A 20,956-nucleotide genomic window follows, 5' to 3' on the forward strand; every position below is an offset into this window, starting at 1 on the left:
CCGCCTGCCGGCAGGCAGGTCCAATCTCCAATCCTTGCCTCGCCGGCAGGCGGGTTCAATCCCTGCCTCCCAGCAGGCAGAATCTAACAAAACATATATTTTCTTATATTTAGTGACCAACACAAACCAAATGATTTCAATCTTTAAGGACAGAGCGTTAAGAAAATGTCCAGTGGACATTTTTAGCGAATGGGCCAGCTGGCGCGTTGGCCCTAAAATATCTAAATTATGATCCCCTTTTTCCGCAAACTCCGAAAAAAAATGGCAGACGACAACCAATTCTTAAAGTATACCAGATATGCCATAGGGGAAATTCTTCTCGTTATGGTTGGGATTTTACTGGCTTTACAGGTCAATAACTGGAACAATTTGCGTTCTGAAAGGGCATTGGAGGTGAAGTATCTCAATGGAATTAAAGCTGATTTACAGGTTGACCTGGTCAATTTAAAAACATTTATAGACGATAAAGAACTGAAATTTGTTTCAGCTGCTGAGTTGTTAGAGATGGATACGCCTCAGACAATTACTGATTTAGATGCCATGGATTCTATTATATGGAATGTATTTGGCTGGGTCAGGTATGACCAAAGTACCAATACGCTTGATGAATTAATCGGTTCTGGTAATCTTAGTCTTATTAAAAATGACTCCATTAAAAAGATGATTCAAAACATAAAGCAGGCCAATATCTCAATTCAGGGTAGTGTTGAACACATGCGCCGTGAATACGATTACTATCTCTACGATCGGTCAGCTGCTTTAAGAGAAATGGCTCCTTTAATAGACCTTGGTGAATCTGTGAAGCATCGCAAAAGAATCAAGAAATCTAATTTAGATGAAGCTGAGCTAAATGTATTTATAGAGCAGTCGCATGCAATTCTCAATGACTTGATTTTTCGCAATGGTCTCAAACTCGCCATAGGTAATAATGTGGGCGTGCGGGAGGATTGTTTAACTTTATATGCTGATGTAGAGAAATTGATTGGTTTTATTAATGAGGAGTTAGACGAACAATTATGAGAGCTGCTAAGCTCTTGACAGTGGCAGTGCCTGGTACTTTTCGTATTTTAATGCATGAACACTAATGATGGCGCAGTAGCCAAAGAAGGTGAAGAGCAAAAAGCGTTGTACGATGCCATAGTATTCGAGAGGATAGAGGGTTGGTGCAAATGCCGGGGTCAGATTTAAAAAGATAGCGAAAACGATCAGCAAAAAAACTACAAGTGAAATCGTTTTAAAGCTTTTTCCCAATTTATTTTTCCATGCCAGGGCAAATACCAAAGGCGAAAAATATCCAATCGTCATGGAGAGGCCAAATACATTATGTAATTGGTGAGGAGAAGGATAAAATCCAATACCAAATTGTGACAAGCCATAGGCCAGCATAAAGATTCCGGGTAGTATTGATAATTTATTATTTCTCGCGAAGTTTATAAGCGCTACAGCAAAAAAGATGATCAAGAATCCTATACTGATGCTAAACACTTGCCAAGGAAGGTACAGCGGAGAGCCTTTTTGACCAATCTCGCTTATGGTTTGTGATACCGGATTATATCCTTCTAACAAACTTCCGAGTATAAAAGTTCCTAAAATAAAAATAAGTGAGACGATCCATCCAAGAGAAAGGGCTTTTTGGGTTTTCATGTGTTGTGTTTTTAAAAAGACGAAACATAAGCGCATTAGTTACAGACTTTGCCTGTTTGACATTCCTCGTTTGTTATTCGACATTGAAAAATCCATGCCTCAAGGGGAGGATGGCCTTCCTGCCGATTCGCAATTCAAATATCCAGCTAAAACCATAAGTTAAAGATTTCTTAAAGGTAGCCATCAGCTTTAAAATAATTGCTAAATTTGCAGCATGATACACAATCGTATTCTACAATTATTCTCTGTGGCCATGGCCGTTTTGGTGTTATTTTCAACGCTATCTATCAGCATTGAAAAACACTACTGTGGTGAGCATCTTGTAGATGTGGCTATTTTTGCAGAGGCAGAAAAATGTGGAATGGAAGCAGCTGACATGAACCTGGAAGCCTCTGACGAGGACAGTTTGTTTATGAAAAAAACCTGCTGCAAGGATGTGATTGATTTGGTAGAAGGACAGGATGAGCTTAGTTTAGAGAAAACAAAGGAGCTCAACAGCCATCAAAAGGTATTTCTCTTTTCTTTTGCCTATACTTTTAGTGGCTTATTCGAGCTTGAACCGCAGGATCACAGCCCTTTTGAACACTATTCTCCCCCCAACGTTGTCGAAGACATTCAGGTCTTGCACGAAGTCTTCTTAATTTGATTTGAACTCATTATCAGTACGATGCCCTAATACCATTGGGCACATACCATAATGTTTAATCAAATTAAATTCATGTTACACATATATCAAATAAAGATGATCGTCTTATTTCTGGCCCTGCCGCTGTTTGTTCAGTCGCAAGAGTCATTAAAAGGACAGATTTTCGAGGTCTTAGACGGTAAAGAAATTCCGCTAGAGGGCGCCAATGTATATTGGCAAAACACTACCATAGGCACCATGACAGATGCCGATGGTACATTCTCAGTTCCTTATAGCCAGGAGCACAAGCAACTGGTTATTTCTTTTATAGGGTTTAAAACAAAAACCCTGACGGTCAATTCTAATAAAAGCATCAGAGAAGTATTGCAATCTACTGCTGATCTTGATGAAGTGACACTCGCTTCTCAAAAACAGACAACGGCAAAGTCATACTTAAAAGCTGCCAACACCTTTACGGTGAGCAGTGATGAGTTATTAAAAGCGGCTTGCTGCAATCTGTCTGAGAGTTTTGAAACCAACCCTTCTATCGATGTCAATTTTGCAGACGCTGTGACGGGTACCCGACAGATTAAAATGCTCGGGCTGAACTCTCCTTATATTTTAATCGCTACCGAGAATATCCCGGCCGTGCGTGGCGCTTCTCAGGCACAGGGGCTTAGTTTTATTCCAGGCACCTGGGTAGAGAGCATACAAATCACCAAAGGCGCCGGAAGCGTCGTCAATGGCTTTGAAAGCATCACGGGGCAGATCAATGCAGAATTGGTCAAGCCAACCAAGGACCACAATTTTTTCTTAAACCTGTATGCGGCTTCCAGCGAACGTCTAGAACTTAATACCCATTTCAACACCCAGGTATCTGATAAATGGAGTACCGGAATTTACCTTCACGGGAATACGCATCAAAAAAAGCATGACGTGAACGATGACGGCTTTCTTGACATGCCTCTATACAACCAGATCAATGTGATGAATCGCTGGCAATACACCAATCCTGAAAAAGGGATCGTCAGTTTTATCAACCTGCGTTATTTAAACGATTCCAAGCAATCTGGTCAACTAGATTTTGACCCCGATACAGACAGACTCACCACTAATTCCTGGGGCAGTGAAATTGACACCGAAAGGATGGAAGGTTCTTTTAAGCTGGGTTATGTAAATCCGCAAATTCCTTACCAGAGTCTTGGCTTTCAAATGGCCTATAGCCATCATAAACAGGACTCTTATTTTGGGCAACGGATCTATGATATCAAGCACAATAGTTTTTATTCTAACCTGATCTACAATTCGATTATTTCAGATTCGAGGCATAAAATTAAAACAGGAATCAGCTTTACTTATGACCACTATGACGAGTTGGTTGAGACTACTGATTATACAAGAAACGACAATTCATTCGGAGGGTTTTTTGAATATGCCTTCGACAATCTGGATAAGTTTACCATGACGGCCGGGATTCGTGCAGACCAGCACAACCGTCTGGGCTTTTTTATCACACCTCGTTTGCACATGCGCTATACGCCCTGGGAAAAATCTGCACTACGGGCCTCAGTGGGTCGTGGAAAACGAAGTGCCAATATCTTTGCTGAAAATCAGAACCTGTTTGCCAGTTCGAGACAGATCAACATATTAGATGCCGGCGGTGAGATCTATGGTCTAGATCCTGAAGTGGCCTGGAATTATGGTCTTAGTTTTTTACAAGGCTTTAACCTTTTTGAAAGAAAGGCTGACATCACCCTGGATTATTACCGTACTTCATTTGAAAACCAGGTGGTGGTTGATTGGGAAAATCCTTATCAAATCAACTTTTACAACCTCGAAGGCCAGAGTTTTGCCAACAGTTTTCAATTTGAATTCAACTACAATATTGCCGAGCGATTTGATTTGAGAGCCGCCTATAAATACTATGATATTCAAACCGATTACACCGTGGGAAGAAGGATAAAACCCCTAGTTCCTAAGCATCGGGTATTTGCCAATCTGGGCTATGAATTACAGGGTAAAAACACTGAGGCGCCCTGGAAGTTTGACGCCACCTATAATTGGCTCAGCGAGCAGCGCTATCCTGACACTTCTTTGAGCCCGGAGCAATACCAGCTTGATGAATTCTCACCAACCGTAGGAACGCTCAACCTGCAGGTTACTAAGGTTTTTTCACCTAAATTTGAAGTATATTTGGGAGGGGAAAACGTCACCAACGTCAGACAGTCTGACCCGATTGTGAGCCCAGAAGACCCTTTTGGACCTAATTTTGACACCAATTTTGTCTATGGCCCCATTTTTGGAAGTATGTATTATACCGGATTAAGATTTAAATTAAACTAAAAAAGATTTTAAAAAAACCAATAGATATGAAACAGATCATCACCATTTTCGCACTTTTTTTGATGAATATAACCTTTGCTCAAGACAAGAATGCCAGAGCCAGCATGGAAGTTGATGGCGTATGCGGCATGTGTAAAGAAAGGATCGAATTGGCTGCCATTAAAACTAAGGGAGTCAAATCAGCAGTTTGGAGTATTGATACACATCAGTTAGATCTGATTTACGATGCCCGTAAAACCAATTTAGACAGTGTTGCTAAGCATGTAGCGGCTGTTGGTCACGATACCAAGGCGATCAAAGCTACTGAAGAAGCCTATCTTTCGGTTCATACTTGTTGCAGGTATCGGGATGATGAGGTGCAGAAGGAGCATCAAGAGGAGAATAAGAATTGATATTCTTATTTATCTTTTTGTTTTAGTGCAAGATTCCATCCTTGCATAAGGGATAACCTTCTTTATTCATTTTTTTTGCTTCTCCAAAAAAAACGAATCAAAAAAAAGGAGCCTTTTACGAGGTGTTTTTTAGGCTTTTCTTCGAACGCCTAAAAACTGATTTAAAAGTGCTAAATTTCTTCCAAGCCTGCCTGTCGGCAGACAGGGATTCAGAAATTTTCCACGCACTTTTCAATCTACACTGACGTAAAAGATTCAGTCCAATTAATGATTTTGATTTAATAGAACACTTCGATATTCGATATTCAAAGAGGTCGACTTGGTCACGACAATAGTCAATGATGAGATCAACTCCCCTCTTGAGAGGGGCTGGGCCTGCCTGCCGGCAGGCAGGGGTGTGTTCTAAAATCTCCAATCAACAATCTTCAATCTCAAATCAATTTTTAACTTCGATATTCGACATTCCTTATTTGACACCTGCCTGCCGGCAGGCAGGTTCGACATTCAAACAAAAAATATATTTCCTTATATTTATTCCTCAACTAAAACCTTAATGATTCCATTCTTCCGTAAACTCCGTAAAAAAATGGCAGACGACAACCGACCTTTAAAATATGCCCGCTATGCTGTGGGCGAAATTGTACTTGTGGTGATTGGAATTTTGATTGCGCTTCAAATCAATACTTGGAATGAGGAGCGGAAGAGCAAAAAGGCCACCATGGTCTATATGGACAGATTGATAGATGATTTAAAATCAGATACGATTATGCTATCTGATCATATACAATCTGCTGTTCTAAAGAATCAGTTTTGCAAACAGATCAAAAAAGTTGTTCATCAAAACGCTATTATTCAAGACACGAATGCCTTTGTTATCAAATTACAAGGAGTCGGAAGGTCACTCAGGCCTTCCGTGAGCACTAATACTATTGATGATTTAAAAAGTACCGGAAATTTAAAGTTGGTCAAGGAAATTGAAATAACAAATTCTATCAGAAACTATTATAATTTTAGTCCTGATTGGTGGTTTGAAGAATATACCGATCAATTGGTTAACGGATATCTACCAATTGTGGTTGACGCTATCCCGATGCATATCCATGAGGAAATATTAAGCCGTGAAAACATCCTTTTAACACCCACTGCTGGCTATGTTGGTAAAAATATTTCACATGTAAATCCCAATGACCTTGAAGCTATTTTAACTTATTTAAAAGAAAATGAGGATTTCGATTTTCAATTAAAACGCATTACACGGTCACACCTTGTGCAAGCCAGATTACTTACTGGCTTGAAAGATAATGCAGTTTCATTATTGAATGATTTAGAGCAGTGGAAGGCAGAGAAGTAGAATTGATATTCTTATTTATCTTTTTGTTTTAGTGCAAGATTCCATCCTTGCATAAGGATTACCTTTTTTACTCTTTTGTCTTGAAACAAAAGAGCCAAAAATTCAAGGCTGGTTTTTATTTTTCTGTGCATCTATCTGATAATTTTTACCCTACCATAGCCCAAGCCGTTACACTCGTGGGCTATTACCTCTCCCTTTCCAAAATTATCAGGATGCAAGACGAAAAATCAAAAAGGCCGTTTTGGATCTAAATAACTATTTAGTTTGGGAGTTTACTTCTAAAATCAACAATCCCTGCCTTCAGGCAGGCAGGCAAGTTCGATATTCAAAAGTTCCTTATATTTATCATTCAACGAACTAATCAATGATTCCATTCTTTAGACGAATCCGAAAAAAAATGGCTGATGACAACAGACCTTTAAAGTATGCCCGTTATGCTGTGGGTGAGATTGTGCTCGTGGTGATTGGAATATTGATTGCCTTGCAGATCAATACCTGGAACAATGAGCAGATAGAAAAGCGTAAGGAGCAGTCGGTGCTTATCGGCTTGCATGAGACTTTTACAGATAATCTGGATAATCTCAACAATATTATTGCTATGTCAACAGATGCATTTGATTCAAGCAAAAAAATGTTATCACTAGTACGCCCCAACGCTTCGGATTATACAATCGCTGAAGTAGATAGTTTGATCAGTCATATGATCAATTACAGCACCTATGATCCGTATACCGGTAGTGTAGATGATATTATTAATTCAGGCAAACTCAATATTATTCAAAACAATACTTTAAAAGTTAACATCTCAAACTGGTCAGGTATGTTTAACGATGCCAATAAAGATATTCAGATTGCAAACAACCATTCTTTTAATGTACTTATGATCTATTTAAATGATAAGTTCAACTTAAAAAATATTCCTACTCCAAAGAGAGTTAGCGAAATAACACAATTAGACATTAAGGCGTCTTCTCATTTCCCGGCTAATTATGATGTTTTTATGCGGGATAAGGAATTTGAAAACCTGGTTGTTTTCCATGCCTTGAATTTCAATTATTTAATACAAGAATATTTACAAATCAAAGACTATCTGGAGGAGAATTTGAAATTATTAGAGGAGGAGATTCAGGAGTGATTTTGATTCAAGAGAACCCTTCAAAAATCCCTGCTGCCGACGAGGCAGGTCCAATCTCCAATCCCTGCCAGCCGGCAGGCAGGCACTAATCACCATACCCTCTCCACGGTATTTTTACAACATCTACGGGAATCCATAAGGATATGCAGTAATTAAATCTTAATTTCCATGAAAAATCAAATCGTTTTTTATGAAAAAGTCTTTTTTGTTGTTGTTTGTTCTGGGTCAAATCATCTCTTGTGGTTCTGATGGTTTAGAAAATAATTTTGATTCTTATGATCGGGGAACTGAGCTTTCAGAGGATGATCTTGATGTCAGTGAGGGCTATTTATTAAAAAAAAGGTCTTGGAGCAAGTATGGGGAAACAAAGATTCAAGGAGAAGTTGAATATGAATATGATGACCAAGACAGACTTATCCTGGAAACATCACATTACTATTATGAAAACACGATTCCAGAATTAAACATTACTGGTGGAGTGGTTAAATACACCTATGAAGAAGGGGTAGTAATCGCCTCCTATCATAGTCATGAGAACGAATTAAAAAGCACTACGCGGTATATCAAAGAACCAAACAATATTATACGTTCTGAAATGCATTTTCCTGATGGTACTTCTCGATTACTAGGCATTGCCCACCTGGATAATAGCTGTGGAAGGACCAAATATGAATATTTTAATAGCAAAAGTGAAAGAACTGGCTACGCTGAATTTGAATATGTTGATGCCAACTGTAGCTCTATCGTAACTGGTTATGACGATGATGGAGTGCTAGAGTATACGGATTACTATACTATGGATTCAAAAAACGGATGGCATAGCTCAATCGGCCAACACCATAATTATGGAAATATTACATATCATAACACTATTGTAGCCGAAACAAAAGACGCTGCAGGAAATATGGATGAAAGCTTTTCTTATAAAAGTGAAATCATCTACAATTCATTGGACTATCCGGTATCAGAGATTCAGACTCATTATGATGGAAGGAAAATGGCGTTTTTTTATGAGTATTATTAAGGGTTTTTTGTCCCAATAAAGGTCAATGATCAGATCAACTCCCCTCTTGAGAGAGGCTGGGATGTGTCTTTCTTGCTTCAAATAGTGATGTGACCGCTCAGCGGTTGACTTCAGTTCACCCGGTGAGTTTTTTGTTTTAGAGCAATGGGTGAAATGGTGCAATCCCAGCCTCGCTGGCAGGCAGGTCCAATCTTTCTCCTTATATTTATGACTCAACTAACAAACCAATGATTCCTTTTTTTAGACGAACCCGTAAAAAAATGGCTGATGATAACCGACCTTTAAAATATGCTCGCTATGCTGTGGGTGAAATAGTACTTGTGGTAATTGGGATATTGATTGCGCTTCAGATCAATACCTGGAATGAGGAACGAAAAACAAGGATCATAACTCATGAATATCTGAATAATATAAAAAATGATCTTTTAGCAGATTCATTAAATTATAAAGATATCCGAGATCGTGAAGCATACTGGAAAAAGAGAATCGCAAATTATTATGAGTATTATGACAGTGGTAATTGGACAGTCAATCAAATTGCAGATTCATGCCTTGTTACGGGTTTTGCTTTTCACAATTATATCCCGATAAACAACACCTATTCCGACATGCTTTCATCAGGGAAAACTTCTCTTCTTAATGAGCAAATTCGCAATAAATTAGCTTTGCTTAAAAAAGAACAAGATTTATTAATGATTATTGATGAGCATTTGATTATGGACACCAAGCAGAACATCCATGAATTAGAAAAATATTGGAATCTGAGAAGTTCAACTTATTTTAGTCCAGCGATTCCTGGAGACGATTTTGTCCCGGTAACTGGAGGAAATGAAAGGAGAGATGAATCTGAAGTAAATATCCTTAGGGGATTACAATTTCATCACAATGTGTATAACTGGATGTATAAACACATGAATTTTCATGAAAAGTGGGATACAATTATAAATAATCAATCCTCGGAAATAATTAAACTCATCGACTCAGAACTTCAGAAATAAAATTCATTAAATGATTTCTTTTTTTAAGGACAGAGTGTTAAGAAAATGTCTGGAAGACATTTTTAGCGAATGGGCCAGCTGGCGCGTTGGCCCTAAAACATCTAAATTATGATCCCCTTTTTCAGAAAAATTAGAAAAAAAATGGCAGACGACAACCGACCTTTAAAATATGCTCGCTATGCTGTGGGTGAAATAATACTTGTGGTGATTGGGATATTGATTGCCCTTCAGATCAATACTTGGAATGAAGAACGGAAAACCGGGATCATTGAAACCAAGACTTTGAAAGAAATTCGTTCTAATTTAATGTTTGATTTGGTTGAACTCGATAGCGATATTGACATCATGGATTCTATAACCATTTCAGGGGAAGCAGTAATCGATTATTTAAGCAAGTATGACCAACCTAATGATGAATTCAAATACAATGTTCAGGTATCGAGGATAAACCCTCATTTTGACCCTATGCACGGAGGCTTCTCTCTTTTGAATTCAAAGGGTCTTGATATTATTTCAAACGACAGTTTAAGAGGATCCATTTCAAAACTCTATGAATCAAGTTATCCCTATTATGCGAAATATGAAAATGAACGCATTTTTAAGATCAATAATATTATTCTGCCTAAATATGCTGAGTATTTTTCATTTATCTCAAATCAGAACAATTATTTTGAAGCAACATCTGAAATATCTCAAACAGACTATATCGCATTGAAAAATGATCCTTCCTTTATCAATATTTTGAATCTAGCCATCCTTGAGAATAATATGGTTCAAAATCGAGCCCAAAGAACTTCCGGTAATATTAATGATTTGATTGATTTTATTGATGAGGAGTTAAGGGATTAATGGTTTTTTTTTGATGCAAGATTCCATCCTTGCAGAAGGATTATCTTTTTTACTCTTTTGTCTTGAAACATCTGTTCTTTATGGAGATAAAAACTTAATGATATTTTCTGTTCATTTTTTTGCTCCTCCAAAAAAAGAACCAAACCTGCCTGCCGGCAGGCAGGAAAAGGAGTCACTGCACGAGGCAATTGCTGCGCACCATTCACTCCCACAACTTCATGCTTGTTCTCCCTTTCAGTCCGAACGCACTTCCGTTGTTCCGTTCATTATTGCTGGCGTGCAGCGGCTCGATCCAATTAACGATTTCGGTTTAAAAGAATACTTCTCAAATCTTCAATCTCAAATCTTCAATCTCAAATCCCTGCCGGCAGGCAGGTTAAATCTCCTTTTATAGGCTAAATAGATCTAAAGACATCTCATGTCGTCTGATTCATAGCTAGTTGGGCTTAAATTTGCACCAGTAAAACTATAAACTGGAATACATATGGCACAAATTCATGGACAAATTGACTCGCTAAAGCAAATTAGAAAAACCCTTGATTCTAGGGGTATCAGCAGGTTCAATTCTGTAAATGAATTGCATGATTTTCTCAAAAATTATCGATCAGAGGAAAAGTTGATTGAAAAGCGTTTTGAAAATGAATTAGCAAAAGACGTCATTGATTTAAAACAAAGCATTAATTATAATAACGACGTTTTACAAAGAGTCAGAAATAAAAGTTTGGAAAAACTGAATCGAAAGATCATTGCCAACTTTAACCGTAAGACTCAAATTAAAAAGGAATATGATAAGTCTTATATAGAAAAACTTTTCGCATCGATGATCGTGAAGGTTCTTGATACAAGATTTAACTATTTACTCAACAACTACGACAACATATTACAGAAAGCAACCATTGAGGTAGAAAAGGAAATTAACAGTAAACATCAAACTCTAAAAAGATTTACTCTTGAAAAGGATATCGAAGTAAACAATAGGAGTAAAAAAGACATAAAACAGCTCGCGCAAATTAAAGATGTTGTTACAAATCTCAACCCATTAATTGCAGGTGCGATTGGAGAGAATTTAGTTGTCAATGAAATAAAGAAACTTTCTGATGATTATATTTTGATCAACAATTTCTCATTAGCGCTTGACACCCCTCTTTATTATAAAAAAGACAAGAGCAAAATTCATTCAATTCAAATAGACCATCTCTTAATTTCAAAGGCCGGAATATTCATTTTGGAAACAAAGAACTGGAGCAGAAGGTCAATAAATTCTGCAAATTTCAGGTCACCTGTTGCGCAAATAAACAGATCCAGTTATGCTTTATTTGTTTTATTAAGTAGAAGAAATGTCAATTTAAAAAAGCATGTTTGGGGTGCAAACAAACAAATCCCAATTCGGAATATTGTTGTGATGATCAACAAGAAACCCAAGGGACAATTCAAACATGTAAAAATTAAAACTTTAAAAGAGTTAAACGCTTATATTGAATATTTTGATCCAATTTTCAATGATCAAGAATTGCATAAAATTTATATAGGATTAATTTCTTTGACATAGGGTAAGGGTTTCCTTTATGAAAAGTTTTTGAGATATTGTTCTTTACTCTTTTGTCTTGATAAGATTTTCTGTTCATTTTTTTGCTCCTCCAAAAAAAGAACCAAAAAAAGGAGTCACTGCACGAGGCAATTACTTCGTACCATTCACTCCCACAACTTCATGCTTGTTCTCCCTTTCAGTCCGAACGCACTTCCGTTGTTCCGTTCATTATTGCTGGCGTGCAGCGGCACGGTCCAATTAACGATTTTAGTTTAGAAGAACCCTTCAAAAATCTCAAATCTCCACTCTCCAATCTTCATTCTCCAATCAAAACCCTACTTCGAAATTCAAAGAGGTCGATTTCGTCCCGATAAAAGTCAATGATGAGATCAACTCCCCTCTTGAGAGGGGTTGGGGGTGTGTTCTAAAATCAACAATCTCCAATCTCAATTCTCCAATCCCAGCCTCGCTGGCAGGCAGGTCCAATCTTTCTCCTTATATTTATGACTCAACTAACAAACCAATTATTCCTTTTTTTAGACGAATCCGAAAAAAAATGGCTGATGACAACCGTCCTTTAAAATATGCTCGCTATGCTATGGGTGAGATCGTACTTGTAGTGATTGGTATCTTGATCGCTTTGCAGATCAATACCTGGAATGAAGAACGGAAGGAAAATAAAATTGAAGGAAATTACTTAAAAGAGATGCTGGAAGATTACCAGACCAATCTCAGCAGATCTGAAAAAGTTATTAAAGAATATGAGTCAATGATACCCACTTTAAAAGGGTTAATAGAACAGTCTTTACTTGAAAAGCCATCAATTTCTGTCGATTCTTTAAACAAGGCTTGCATGACAATTAATAATATGCCAACCTATAGTAGCTCAGACAGAGTTTATAATAATTTGATTGGATCCGGTGATTTAAAACTTCTTAAAAACAAAGCATTAAAAACTGAATTATCTTTTTATTTTGAGAAACTCAATATTTTAAAACTGGTTCAAACAACTCATGAATTAGAGCTCGTTGAATCGTTCCAACCTTATATTATTGATCATATGGATTTTCTTGCCGTTGCCCCTCGAAGGCTTGCGGAGTATCGTTTACCAACACCTAATGAAAATGATAAAATTTTAGAGGTATTACATGATAGTAAATTTAGAAATATCATCACACTCAAATGGGTCATCATAACAGACTTACTAGAGCAAAATAGGGAGCTAGAGCAAATCAATATAAATATTTTAGAGCTATTAAAAGAGTATTATTAATTCAATCTATTAGTTTCGAAATTGCAGTACAAAAAAAGCAAATTGTACGCCGTCATAAAGTGCATGAGAAATAATCAAGGGTAGTATTCTGCGGTATTTATAGAAGTAAAAACTCATGATGACACTTTTGAGTGCTATGGAGATGATCCCGGCGGTTCCTTGGTACAAATGTGCTACACCGATTAAGGCGGATGCTAAAAAGATGGCAACAACATGCCAATTCTTATTCTCATTTATATTCCACAGGCATTTTAGTAAAAATACCCTTGATAGTTCTTCAAAGAGCGCAATGCCAATCCATAAAACAGGGCCAAACCAAATAAGCAGTAACAAAGGATTATTTGCCAACTCTGCCATGGTATCAATCAATTCTGTATTGGGCGGATTATGATTGGGGATCCATCGGTACAAGGTGACTCGCTCTATAAAGAACATGATAAAATAGATCGCCGTTAAACCAAGACCTACTGCAATATCCGCATACCAAGTTCCTTTTCCTGGGTTAAATGTTTCTTTAAATGAATCCTTAATCAAGTATTTGTTCAGCCACCAAATCAGCAGGCTTATTCCTCCACCAAAAACCAACGGATAAACGATCATATCGGTGGTAGAGAAATTGTTTGTCTGTGTTAACCTATACCATATCATGATGATATTGATTGGTAAAATGGCGATGCAGATTGCAAGGATATTTCGAGATGTTTTGGTCATGATATCACCTTTAAAAGTAATCATCTCTCTTTTGAAAAATTATGAGTTATGTCAGGGGGTTTGTTATGGAATGATTGAATGCTTCGAATGCAAGTCAAGGTTTGACTCTTTTCACCCTGCAGATGTCAAGCCTTGACTAAGCGGCCGGAATTCTTAAAGTCGAATTAAATTCGATCACTGCATAAACCTAAATCTTTAGCCTATGAATTAACCCGTTTTATTTCTAAATAAGAGTCTCAAAAATTCTTTACAAATCACCTATCAACAAATCCTCTCCACTCTATACCCTCTTGGATCATTCTTATCAGGAACCATTTTCCATAAACCATTATTTGGATTGATATCAGGCGGATCGCTTATGGTTTTGATCACTTTGCCTTCCAGTTTGATCTTTGATTTAAGTGACATACTGCCCTTGCCTCCTATTGATGAATAGTCAAAATTTCGTTTTTCTAATTGTTTGTGAAGCGCTCCGAGATAACTTGCTCTGGCAGTTCCCCAGCCGCAGTTTCCGGCTTCTGCATTAAAAGCTGCGATGATTTCCTGATCGGTACACTTGTCAAAACTTTCTGTGTACTGTTCGTACAATCTGATGGATAATGGTTTTTCTTTTTTCATGATATAAAGTTTTAAATGATTAGACTTATATCATTAGGATTTCAAAATAGCTTTCTTGGAATGTTTTCTATAATATTTTTCCTTTGTAAAGGCTCATTGTAAAAGCACCGTGGTGTTATACTCGGTTGCTGTCTGTTAGGACTCTTAATGATGGAGTAAAGGTATTTGTTTTGTTTTATTTATAAAATATTTTCCTATTTTTATTCTCAAAATAAATGATCTTATCCTATTTCATATATTTTTATTTTTGCACATATATTTGCATATGTGCAAATATATGTGCAAATTTGCAATAAATCAAATCCATAATTATGTCTGATTGGAATGATAAAGTCAAACGTTTGTTAAAGTCAGAATTGGTGCGTAGAGGAATTTCAAATTCAGACTTGGCGAATATGCTTGAGCAAATCGGAATTGAAGAAACCAAATCGAGTATAGATAGTAAAATCAGTCGAGGTACGTTTAGCGCATCTTTCTTTTTACAATGTTTAACTGTTATTGGTTGTGAAAAAATCGAAATTGAAGAATATGAAAATCAATTATCAATAGCTGCTGAACCTCAAGCAGAATATAACCTGAAAAAATAGTTAATATGCCAAAAGTTAAATTTATCGACCTATTTGCTGGACTTGGAGGAATTAGGTTAGGTTTTGAAAAATCATTTCAAGAATTAGGTTTTGAAACAGAATGTGTAATGACTTCTGAAATTAAGCCTTATGCCGTGGAAACATTAACAAAAAATTTCAGTCACGATTATTTTAAAGGTGATATTTTTCAGGTTAAAAATGAGCAAATACCTGACTTTGATTTTCTTTTAGGCGGGTTTCCCTGCCAATCATTCAGTTCAGCAGGAAATCGTCATGGGTTTTCTGATACAAGAGGAACATTGTTTTTTGAAATTGAGAGAATTTTAAAAGATAAAAATCCATATGGTTTTATTCTGGAAAATGTTGAAGGGCTTGTTAAACACGATTTAGAGAATAAGGGTGATAAAATTGGGAAGACTTTATCGACTATTTTATATAAGCTTAAAACTGAATTGGGATATAAAGTTACTTGGAAGGTTTTAGATTCTATTGAATTTGGTTTACCACAATCTCGCAAGAGAATATTTATTGTTGGAACAAAAGACGAAAAAGCGAACCTTACTTTTTTTGATAAAGAATTTAATACTTTAAATACCATTTTAGAAAGTGGATTGGAAACTATTAAATCTGATTTTACTGAAAAGCTATTTAACCATTTTGAAATGGAAGAATTGTACGGTAAATCTATTAAGGACAAAAGAGGCGGAGACAATAATATTCATAGTTGGGATATTGGAATCAAAGGAGAAGTATCAGACGAGCAAATTATTTTATTAAACAAGCTTTTTAAAGAAAGACGTAAAAAACATTGGGCTGAAAAAATCGGAATTGACTGGATGGATGGAATGGCTTTAACTTTGAAGCAAATCTCAACTTTCCATAAGAATGATAAGCTTCTAGTTGTATTGGATGACTTAGTTAAAAAAGGTTATTTAAGATTTGAGCATCCAAAAAAACTTGTACATGAAATAACAGAAAATGGAGTTCGTAAATATCGTACTTATGATGAATCGAAGCCAAAGGGTTATAATATTGTTACTGGAAAATTAAGCTTTGAAATAAATAAAATTTTGGACCCAAATGATATTGCACCAACACTTGTAGCAACAGATGTTTCTCGATTAGCTGTTCCAGACAACGGAGGTTTAAGAAGATTAACTATTAGAGAAGGCTTACGTTTGTTTGGCTATCCAGAATGGTATCAAATTCCAGTAAAAGAAGCTGAAGCTTTTGATTTATTAGGAAATACGGTAGCTGTTCCTGTTGTTGAGCACGTAGTACGCCAATTAGCAGTAATATATCAAGACAATGTAAATAGTATTTCTGTTGATAAAAATGTAGTAAAGATTTGATTTTAAATCAAATCTTTACCCGTTGATTTTTTATAGCCACTTATTACTAATTTTTTCCAAGTACTGGTTATGGCATCTCTAGATGTTCTTGCCCATTGTCTTTGATTGCTGTCAAAAGCTTCAACAAATTCTAAGGCACTCTTAAATGGTTTGAAAGTTGTTCTATTATTATTATACCATTTTATTGGTCTAACATTGGTTAGCTCACCTTGTTTAACATTGCAATTTAATGCCCATTTTCCGCTAGGACCGCAGATTTCCCAAACTTTTTTTAACCAAACATCTTTTATAATAACATCAGTCCCATCCATAGCATATCCAATAATTAAATAGTCAGAGTCTAATCTAAATGGATGCTCTAGGAGTGATCTCCTGTACGCTAAAAACGCTGCAATGTCAAAATTTGCTGAAGCATCATAATCAAAGCATTTTATCTCTAATAGTCCTTTTGTATTATCCGATAAATCAAGCTGGAAATCGGGAAATTTTTGTGTACTTGGAGGATCTTTAAATTCAATATTTTCCGATATCATCCATGATTTTATCCATTCTTGAACCAAATTACCAACCGTGTCTTTTGTCTCAACTTCCAATGAAATATCCATTAATTTAAAAGTGATTTTTCCTTTTTTACCTATAAGTTTTTTCTCAATTACTAATTTGTTATAAAGTTGATTAGCGGTTAATTTCATACGGTTTAAGTTTTACTGCCATTTATTATTTCCCAAATATAGTTTTAAAAAAAAATAAACTACATGAATTATATCAGCTCTCCAAATAGTTGAAACGAAAATTCTAGAACCCAATAATATAATTAATTGAACAAATTAGGAAATAACCATTCAGAGGAGTTTTTCATTTGTTTTTATTTTTAAAAATTTAACTCACTATCAGCTTTCAAAGTAATTTTGATGTAAATATTATCTTGAACCACCAAAATACAAAATTAGCTCACTGGTGATTCTAATTTGAGTAGCCCTTATTTCTTTGACTTCTAATTGGTTTATGCATAATGTTTTATAAATAAAAAACAGTCCGTGTATGGTGTTGCAGCATTCCGCAGGGCAAGTTTGAATGATACGTTTTGATGTATGCTATTTATTTTTCGTTAAGGTTTAAAACATTCTCTTCACCAAACCATTCCTTGGCCGTATTTATGACTTCTGCACTTGGAGAATGATATTAAACGGCCAGACGCTCCTTTTAAAATTATTTACAAGGTTTTTACTGTTAAAAATGAGGTTGACAAATTACTTCTTTGTTTTAAAACAAGTAAAATAATATTCTTTGGGGCGTATATACATTTTATATTTACTATCATAAATTATCATTTTATACGTTTTAGAGTAAATTTAAAATTTATCTATGACAAGGTTTAAATATTTCCATTATTATACTTCTTGAAATTCTCCGCTTGTTCAAAAATTTCTTTATAAACTTCATCGCGATCAACAGGTGGGTAATCATTTTCAGCTAAAAGGATAATCAAATCTACTTTGAGTTCAGCTTTGATATCCGATCGTTTACTCCAGTCCGTATATTTTGCTTTGTCATCCACTACTTTTTTGACTTTTCGAGCTAATTCAACTAACTTATCTTCAGGATAATCAAAATCATAGCGATGAGCCAATTCTTTTAGGATATCATAAAACGCCTTTTCTTCAAAATCAATACCCATGTCTTCAAAGGAATCTTTTTCCTTTTTTAAGGCATGATATAGGTCTATTATTTCGTCAGTAAAATCTTCTAGAACTTCACTTCTTAGAACATCTGACTCTTTACGTTGGTTGTATTGGTCTATCAAGGCTCTTAACTTCTTCGAGAAATCGACCCCTTTTACTTTGTTGATTTTCTTAAAGTCGTCTATCGCTTTTGAAAGTAACTTTTGTAATAATTTTATCTTGGTATGAGGTAGTTTGATCTTGGCAATCTTGGCCAAATAGTCTTCATCAAAGATGTCGACTTCTGAATTATCATTATCGCCAAGCTTAAAGATTTCTTCCACGCCTTCGCTTTCAATGGCCTCTTGAATCATCTCACTTACATTAGCATTCATCTGTGCGGTATCAGGTGCATTGCCTTTTGTAAGCTTGTGAACAATTGAGCGCACTGCTAAATAGAAATGGATGTGATCTTTTTCTTCAATACTAAAAGAAGCGCTTCCTGAACAAATGTCATAAGCTGCTTTCATCCGCTTTACTAAGTTCATAAAACGATGTTCTAAATCTTTCGTAAGCTGGACATATTCTGCCGCCTTGTTGAGGGTATTCAACTGATCTACCGGACTTCCATTAAAATATTTGCTATCGTCAAACTTATGTAAAATAGCTTCCAAAATTACTAGGTGATCTTTTACCACCACGATGGATTGTTGGATATCTTCAAAATTTTGACTGTCAACCGTAGAATACTGTTTTAAGGCTAAATTCATCTGACGTTTGATACCTAAATAATCAACTACCAAACCTTTTGACTTTCCTTCAAACTTACGATTGACGCGTGAAATAGTTTGAATTAAACTGTGTTGTTGTACAGGCTTGTCAATGTACATGGTATCTAAAAAAGGCACATCAAAACCGGTGAGCCACATGTCTACCACGATAGCAATTTTAAAGTTGCTCTTGGCATTTTTAAACTGACGGTCTAATTCTTTACGGTCTTCTTTTGTCCCTAACGCATTATACATTTCTTCAGGATCGTCTTTGCCTCGAGTCATCACCATATTGATCCGAGCCATGGGTTTAATTTCACGTTTGTCTTTTTCCGAAAGTTCAGCTCCTTCGTCAAAGGCTTTTACCTCTGCCCATTCTGGGCGCAGGGCAATAACCTCTTTGTAAACCATATAAGCTATCGGACGACTACTCGCCACATACATAGCTTTCCCCAAAATGGTAGACCCTTCTTCTAAGCGGGCTTCATAATGGGCTACAAAATCAGCAGCAATGGCTTTTATTCTATCAGGGTCTCCAATGATGTTGTTCATCGAAGCCATTTTCTTTTTACTTTCTTCTATTTGATATTCATTTGCCCCATCTGCCGCTACATTTTGATAATAAATCTCTATTTCTCGGAGCTTATAAGTGTTCAAAAGCACTTTTGCTGCCCGTCCTTCGTATACAATTCGAACGGTGATCTCATCTTCTACCGACTCCGTCATGGTATAGGAATCCACAATATCACCAAATACATCCATGGTAGCATCTATAGGTGTTCCCGTGAACCCTGCATAGGTTGCATTGGGTAATGAATCGTGTAAGTGTTTGGCAAAACCGAAAGACTTTTTTACTCCATATTCCGTAACCCGAACCTTTAAATCTAGATTCGTTTGACTTCTGTGTGCTTCATCTGAAATACATATCACATTGCTGCGTTCGGTGAGTAAATCAGTGTCTTCGTTAAACTTGTGGATCGTAGTTAAAAACACGCCACCACTATTGCGCCCTTTCAGTTGATTGCGCAACTCGTCACGACTGGTAACGCTTACAATGGTATTGTCGCCCACAAATCCTTTTGCACTGGTAAACAGACCGGATAACTGATCGTCTAAATCGGTTCTATCTGTAATAAGTACAATGGTAGGACTAGCAAAATACGCGCTGCGCATTAAGAGCCGTGTTAGGAAGAGCATGGTAAAACTCTTGCCACATCCTGTGGCACCAAAGTAGGTTCCACCTTTGCCATCGCCCTCAGGCTTTTGGTGGATTTTTATATTTTCAAATAATTTGGTTGCCGCATAGTATTGCGGGTAACGACACACAATCTTCTCGTCCTTTTTAGAACTATCGGGCAGGTAGATAAAGTTGTGTATTAAGTCTCGTAAACGATCTTTTTGAAACATCCCTTTTATCAAGGTATGCATGGAATCTATGCCATCTACTTCTTTCTCATGGCCCTCAATTTTACGCCAGGCATAGAAGAACTCGTAAGGTGCAAAAAAAGATCCCGCCTTACTGTTTACGCCATCGCTAATGACACAAAAGGCATTGTATTTATATAATTCTGGAATGTCTCTTTTGTAGCGTGTGGTGAGTTGAATATACGCATCATGAACTGTGGCGCTTTCTCTGATGGCCGACTTAAATTCAAATACTACGACCGGTAACCCATTGATGTATAAAATACCATCTGGAATGCGCTTTACAAACCCTTCAATTTCTAGCTGGTTGACCATCTTGTAGATATTCTGGTCTGCCGCTGAATAGTCCATAAGATGAATCCAAATATCTTTTTGGCTATGGTCTTCTCGTTTGAGTAGGAAACCATCACACATCTTTTTCATGATGGCCTTGTTGCTCTCATACAAATCTGAAGCTGGGTATTTTTGTAAGTCTGTTATAATGCCCTCAACTTCTGATTGTGTAATGCCTTCTTTCTTGTACTGCTTTAGCAAGAAGGCTTCCAAGTCTTCTTTAATGATGACTTCCTCTGGTGCACGGTCAATTTCTTCCCCAGGGGCATAGAGATAACCTTGCTCTGCTAAGAGCGTAATAAATGCTTGTTCTAATTGTGCTTCGGTGAATTTCATA

At 36.5% G+C, this 20,956-nt stretch carries 19 protein-coding genes and 1 riboswitch; of the genes, 14 read left to right on the forward strand and 5 right to left on the reverse strand.

What is annotated here, in order from left to right:
* Nucleotides 1-261 precede the first annotated feature (261 nt).
* Complete coding sequence (locus QWY87_RS09315; protein ID WP_290290529.1) at nt 262-1,020, forward strand: DUF6090 family protein; 759 nt, start codon at nt 262-264, stop codon at nt 1,018-1,020.
* Between the two features lie 6 nt (nt 1,021-1,026).
* On the opposite strand, the gene QWY87_RS09320 is transcribed toward QWY87_RS09315, so the two are convergent.
* Nucleotides 1,027-1,644, reverse strand: coding sequence for a DUF998 domain-containing protein (locus tag QWY87_RS09320; protein WP_290290531.1), 618 nt, complete (start codon nt 1,642-1,644; stop codon nt 1,027-1,029).
* Between the two features lie 214 nt (nt 1,645-1,858).
* Here QWY87_RS09320 and QWY87_RS09325 point away from each other — a divergent pair, with 214 nt between their 5' ends.
* From QWY87_RS09325 to QWY87_RS09375, 11 genes are all read left to right on the forward strand, one after another.
* Nucleotides 1,859-2,290, forward strand: coding sequence for an HYC_CC_PP family protein (locus QWY87_RS09325; protein WP_290290532.1), 432 nt, complete (start codon nt 1,859-1,861; stop codon nt 2,288-2,290).
* 72 nt (nt 2,291-2,362) lie between these two features.
* The gene (locus QWY87_RS09330) at nt 2,363-4,612 is read left to right on the forward strand and encodes a TonB-dependent receptor (RefSeq protein ID WP_290290534.1); all 2,250 of its coding nucleotides are present in this window, start codon (nt 2,363-2,365) and stop codon (nt 4,610-4,612) included.
* 26 nt (nt 4,613-4,638) lie between these two features.
* Nucleotides 4,639-5,004: a heavy-metal-associated domain-containing protein gene (locus tag QWY87_RS09335; RefSeq protein WP_290290536.1), complete on the forward strand. Its 366-nt coding sequence runs from the start codon at nt 4,639-4,641 to the stop codon at nt 5,002-5,004.
* Nucleotides 5,005-5,590: 586 nt separating this feature from the next.
* The gene (locus QWY87_RS09340; RefSeq protein ID WP_290290538.1) at nt 5,591-6,355 is read left to right on the forward strand and encodes a DUF6090 family protein; all 765 of its coding nucleotides are present in this window, start codon (nt 5,591-5,593) and stop codon (nt 6,353-6,355) included.
* Between the two features lie 397 nt (nt 6,356-6,752).
* The gene (locus tag QWY87_RS09345; RefSeq protein WP_290290540.1) at nt 6,753-7,490 is read left to right on the forward strand and encodes a DUF6090 family protein; all 738 of its coding nucleotides are present in this window, start codon (nt 6,753-6,755) and stop codon (nt 7,488-7,490) included.
* A gap of 190 nt (nt 7,491-7,680) precedes the next feature.
* On the forward strand, nt 7,681-8,514 hold the full coding sequence (locus QWY87_RS09350) for a hypothetical protein (RefSeq protein ID WP_290290542.1): 834 nt from the start codon (nt 7,681-7,683) through the stop codon (nt 8,512-8,514).
* Between the two features lie 260 nt (nt 8,515-8,774).
* A complete protein-coding gene (locus QWY87_RS09355; protein WP_290290544.1) occupies nt 8,775-9,512 on the forward strand; it encodes a DUF6090 family protein in 738 nt (245 codons plus the stop codon).
* A gap of 141 nt (nt 9,513-9,653) precedes the next feature.
* Nucleotides 9,654-10,361: a DUF6090 family protein gene (locus tag QWY87_RS09360; protein WP_290290546.1), complete on the forward strand. Its 708-nt coding sequence runs from the start codon at nt 9,654-9,656 to the stop codon at nt 10,359-10,361.
* Nucleotides 10,362-10,374: 13 nt separating this feature from the next.
* Nucleotides 10,375-10,755, forward strand: a complete 381-nt coding sequence (locus QWY87_RS09365; protein WP_290290548.1) for a hypothetical protein — start codon at nt 10,375-10,377, stop codon at nt 10,753-10,755.
* A 90-nt stretch (nt 10,756-10,845) separates the two neighbouring features.
* Nucleotides 10,846-11,910 carry a nuclease-related domain-containing protein gene (locus tag QWY87_RS09370; RefSeq protein ID WP_290290550.1) on the forward strand — a complete coding sequence of 355 codons (1,065 nt, stop codon included), beginning with the start codon at nt 10,846-10,848 and terminating at the stop codon, nt 11,908-11,910.
* 535 nt (nt 11,911-12,445) lie between these two features.
* Nucleotides 12,446-13,162: a DUF6090 family protein gene (locus QWY87_RS09375; RefSeq protein ID WP_290290551.1), complete on the forward strand. Its 717-nt coding sequence runs from the start codon at nt 12,446-12,448 to the stop codon at nt 13,160-13,162.
* Between the two features lie 9 nt (nt 13,163-13,171).
* On the opposite strand, the gene QWY87_RS09380 is transcribed toward QWY87_RS09375, so the two are convergent.
* Together QWY87_RS09380 and QWY87_RS09385 are read right to left on the reverse strand one after the other, a co-directional pair.
* Nucleotides 13,172-13,897, reverse strand: coding sequence for a CPBP family intramembrane glutamic endopeptidase (locus QWY87_RS09380; RefSeq protein WP_290290554.1), 726 nt, complete (start codon nt 13,895-13,897; stop codon nt 13,172-13,174).
* Between the two features lie 237 nt (nt 13,898-14,134).
* Nucleotides 14,135-14,491 carry a hypothetical protein gene (locus QWY87_RS09385; RefSeq protein WP_290290555.1) on the reverse strand — a complete coding sequence of 119 codons (357 nt, stop codon included), beginning with the start codon at nt 14,489-14,491 and terminating at the stop codon, nt 14,135-14,137.
* 64 nt (nt 14,492-14,555) lie between these two features.
* A riboswitch (SAM-I-IV-variant riboswitch) is annotated at nt 14,556-14,647 on the reverse strand.
* A 155-nt stretch (nt 14,648-14,802) separates the two neighbouring features.
* Between QWY87_RS09385 and QWY87_RS09390 the strand changes: the two genes are divergently transcribed.
* Nucleotides 14,803-15,078 (forward strand): DUF6471 domain-containing protein, encoded by a 276-nt coding sequence (locus QWY87_RS09390; protein ID WP_290290557.1) that lies wholly within the window; start codon nt 14,803-14,805, stop codon nt 15,076-15,078.
* Between the two features lie 5 nt (nt 15,079-15,083).
* Nucleotides 15,084-16,430: a DNA (cytosine-5-)-methyltransferase gene (gene dcm / locus QWY87_RS09395; protein ID WP_290290559.1), complete on the forward strand. Its 1,347-nt coding sequence runs from the start codon at nt 15,084-15,086 to the stop codon at nt 16,428-16,430.
* A gap of 2 nt (nt 16,431-16,432) precedes the next feature.
* Here the strand turns inward: dcm and QWY87_RS09400 are convergent, their stop codons facing one another.
* On the reverse strand, nt 16,433-17,122 hold the full coding sequence (locus QWY87_RS09400; RefSeq protein ID WP_290290561.1) for an NgoBV family restriction endonuclease: 690 nt from the start codon (nt 17,120-17,122) through the stop codon (nt 16,433-16,435).
* 683 nt (nt 17,123-17,805) lie between these two features.
* Nucleotides 17,806-20,955 (reverse strand): type I restriction endonuclease subunit R, encoded by a 3,150-nt coding sequence (locus QWY87_RS09405; RefSeq protein WP_290290562.1) that lies wholly within the window; start codon nt 20,953-20,955, stop codon nt 17,806-17,808.
* Between the last annotated feature and the right edge of the window lies 1 nt (nt 20,956).

Source organism: Lutimonas halocynthiae (genome assembly GCF_030409835.1).
Lineage (GTDB): Bacteria > Bacteroidota > Bacteroidia > Flavobacteriales > Flavobacteriaceae > Lutimonas > Lutimonas halocynthiae.

What these genes read in the sequence shown, in the direction of transcription:
- QWY87_RS09315 (WP_290290529.1), top strand. Translation starts at nt 262, where the DNA reads ATGGCAGACGACAACCAATTCTTAAAGTATACCAGATATGCCATAGGG.
- QWY87_RS09320 (WP_290290531.1), bottom strand. Translation starts at nt 1,644, where the DNA reads ATGAAAACCCAAAAAGCCCTTTCTCTTGGATGGATCGTCTCACTTATT.
- QWY87_RS09325 (WP_290290532.1), top strand. Translation starts at nt 1,859, where the DNA reads ATGATACACAATCGTATTCTACAATTATTCTCTGTGGCCATGGCCGTT.
- QWY87_RS09330 (WP_290290534.1), top strand. Translation starts at nt 2,363, where the DNA reads ATGTTACACATATATCAAATAAAGATGATCGTCTTATTTCTGGCCCTG.
- QWY87_RS09335 (WP_290290536.1), top strand. Translation starts at nt 4,639, where the DNA reads ATGAAACAGATCATCACCATTTTCGCACTTTTTTTGATGAATATAACC.
- QWY87_RS09340 (WP_290290538.1), top strand. Translation starts at nt 5,591, where the DNA reads ATGGCAGACGACAACCGACCTTTAAAATATGCCCGCTATGCTGTGGGC.
- QWY87_RS09345 (WP_290290540.1), top strand. Translation starts at nt 6,753, where the DNA reads ATGGCTGATGACAACAGACCTTTAAAGTATGCCCGTTATGCTGTGGGT.
- QWY87_RS09350 (WP_290290542.1), top strand. Translation starts at nt 7,681, where the DNA reads ATGAAAAAGTCTTTTTTGTTGTTGTTTGTTCTGGGTCAAATCATCTCT.
- QWY87_RS09355 (WP_290290544.1), top strand. Translation starts at nt 8,775, where the DNA reads ATGGCTGATGATAACCGACCTTTAAAATATGCTCGCTATGCTGTGGGT.
- QWY87_RS09360 (WP_290290546.1), top strand. Translation starts at nt 9,654, where the DNA reads ATGGCAGACGACAACCGACCTTTAAAATATGCTCGCTATGCTGTGGGT.
- QWY87_RS09365 (WP_290290548.1), top strand. Translation starts at nt 10,375, where the DNA reads ATGCAAGATTCCATCCTTGCAGAAGGATTATCTTTTTTACTCTTTTGT.
- QWY87_RS09370 (WP_290290550.1), top strand. Translation starts at nt 10,846, where the DNA reads ATGGCACAAATTCATGGACAAATTGACTCGCTAAAGCAAATTAGAAAA.
- QWY87_RS09375 (WP_290290551.1), top strand. Translation starts at nt 12,446, where the DNA reads ATGGCTGATGACAACCGTCCTTTAAAATATGCTCGCTATGCTATGGGT.
- QWY87_RS09380 (WP_290290554.1), bottom strand. Translation starts at nt 13,897, where the DNA reads ATGATTACTTTTAAAGGTGATATCATGACCAAAACATCTCGAAATATC.
- QWY87_RS09385 (WP_290290555.1), bottom strand. Translation starts at nt 14,491, where the DNA reads ATGAAAAAAGAAAAACCATTATCCATCAGATTGTACGAACAGTACACA.
- QWY87_RS09390 (WP_290290557.1), top strand. Translation starts at nt 14,803, where the DNA reads ATGTCTGATTGGAATGATAAAGTCAAACGTTTGTTAAAGTCAGAATTG.
- dcm (WP_290290559.1), top strand. Translation starts at nt 15,084, where the DNA reads ATGCCAAAAGTTAAATTTATCGACCTATTTGCTGGACTTGGAGGAATT.
- QWY87_RS09400 (WP_290290561.1), bottom strand. Translation starts at nt 17,122, where the DNA reads ATGAAATTAACCGCTAATCAACTTTATAACAAATTAGTAATTGAGAAA.
- QWY87_RS09405 (WP_290290562.1), bottom strand. Translation starts at nt 20,955, where the DNA reads ATGAAATTCACCGAAGCACAATTAGAACAAGCATTTATTACGCTCTTA.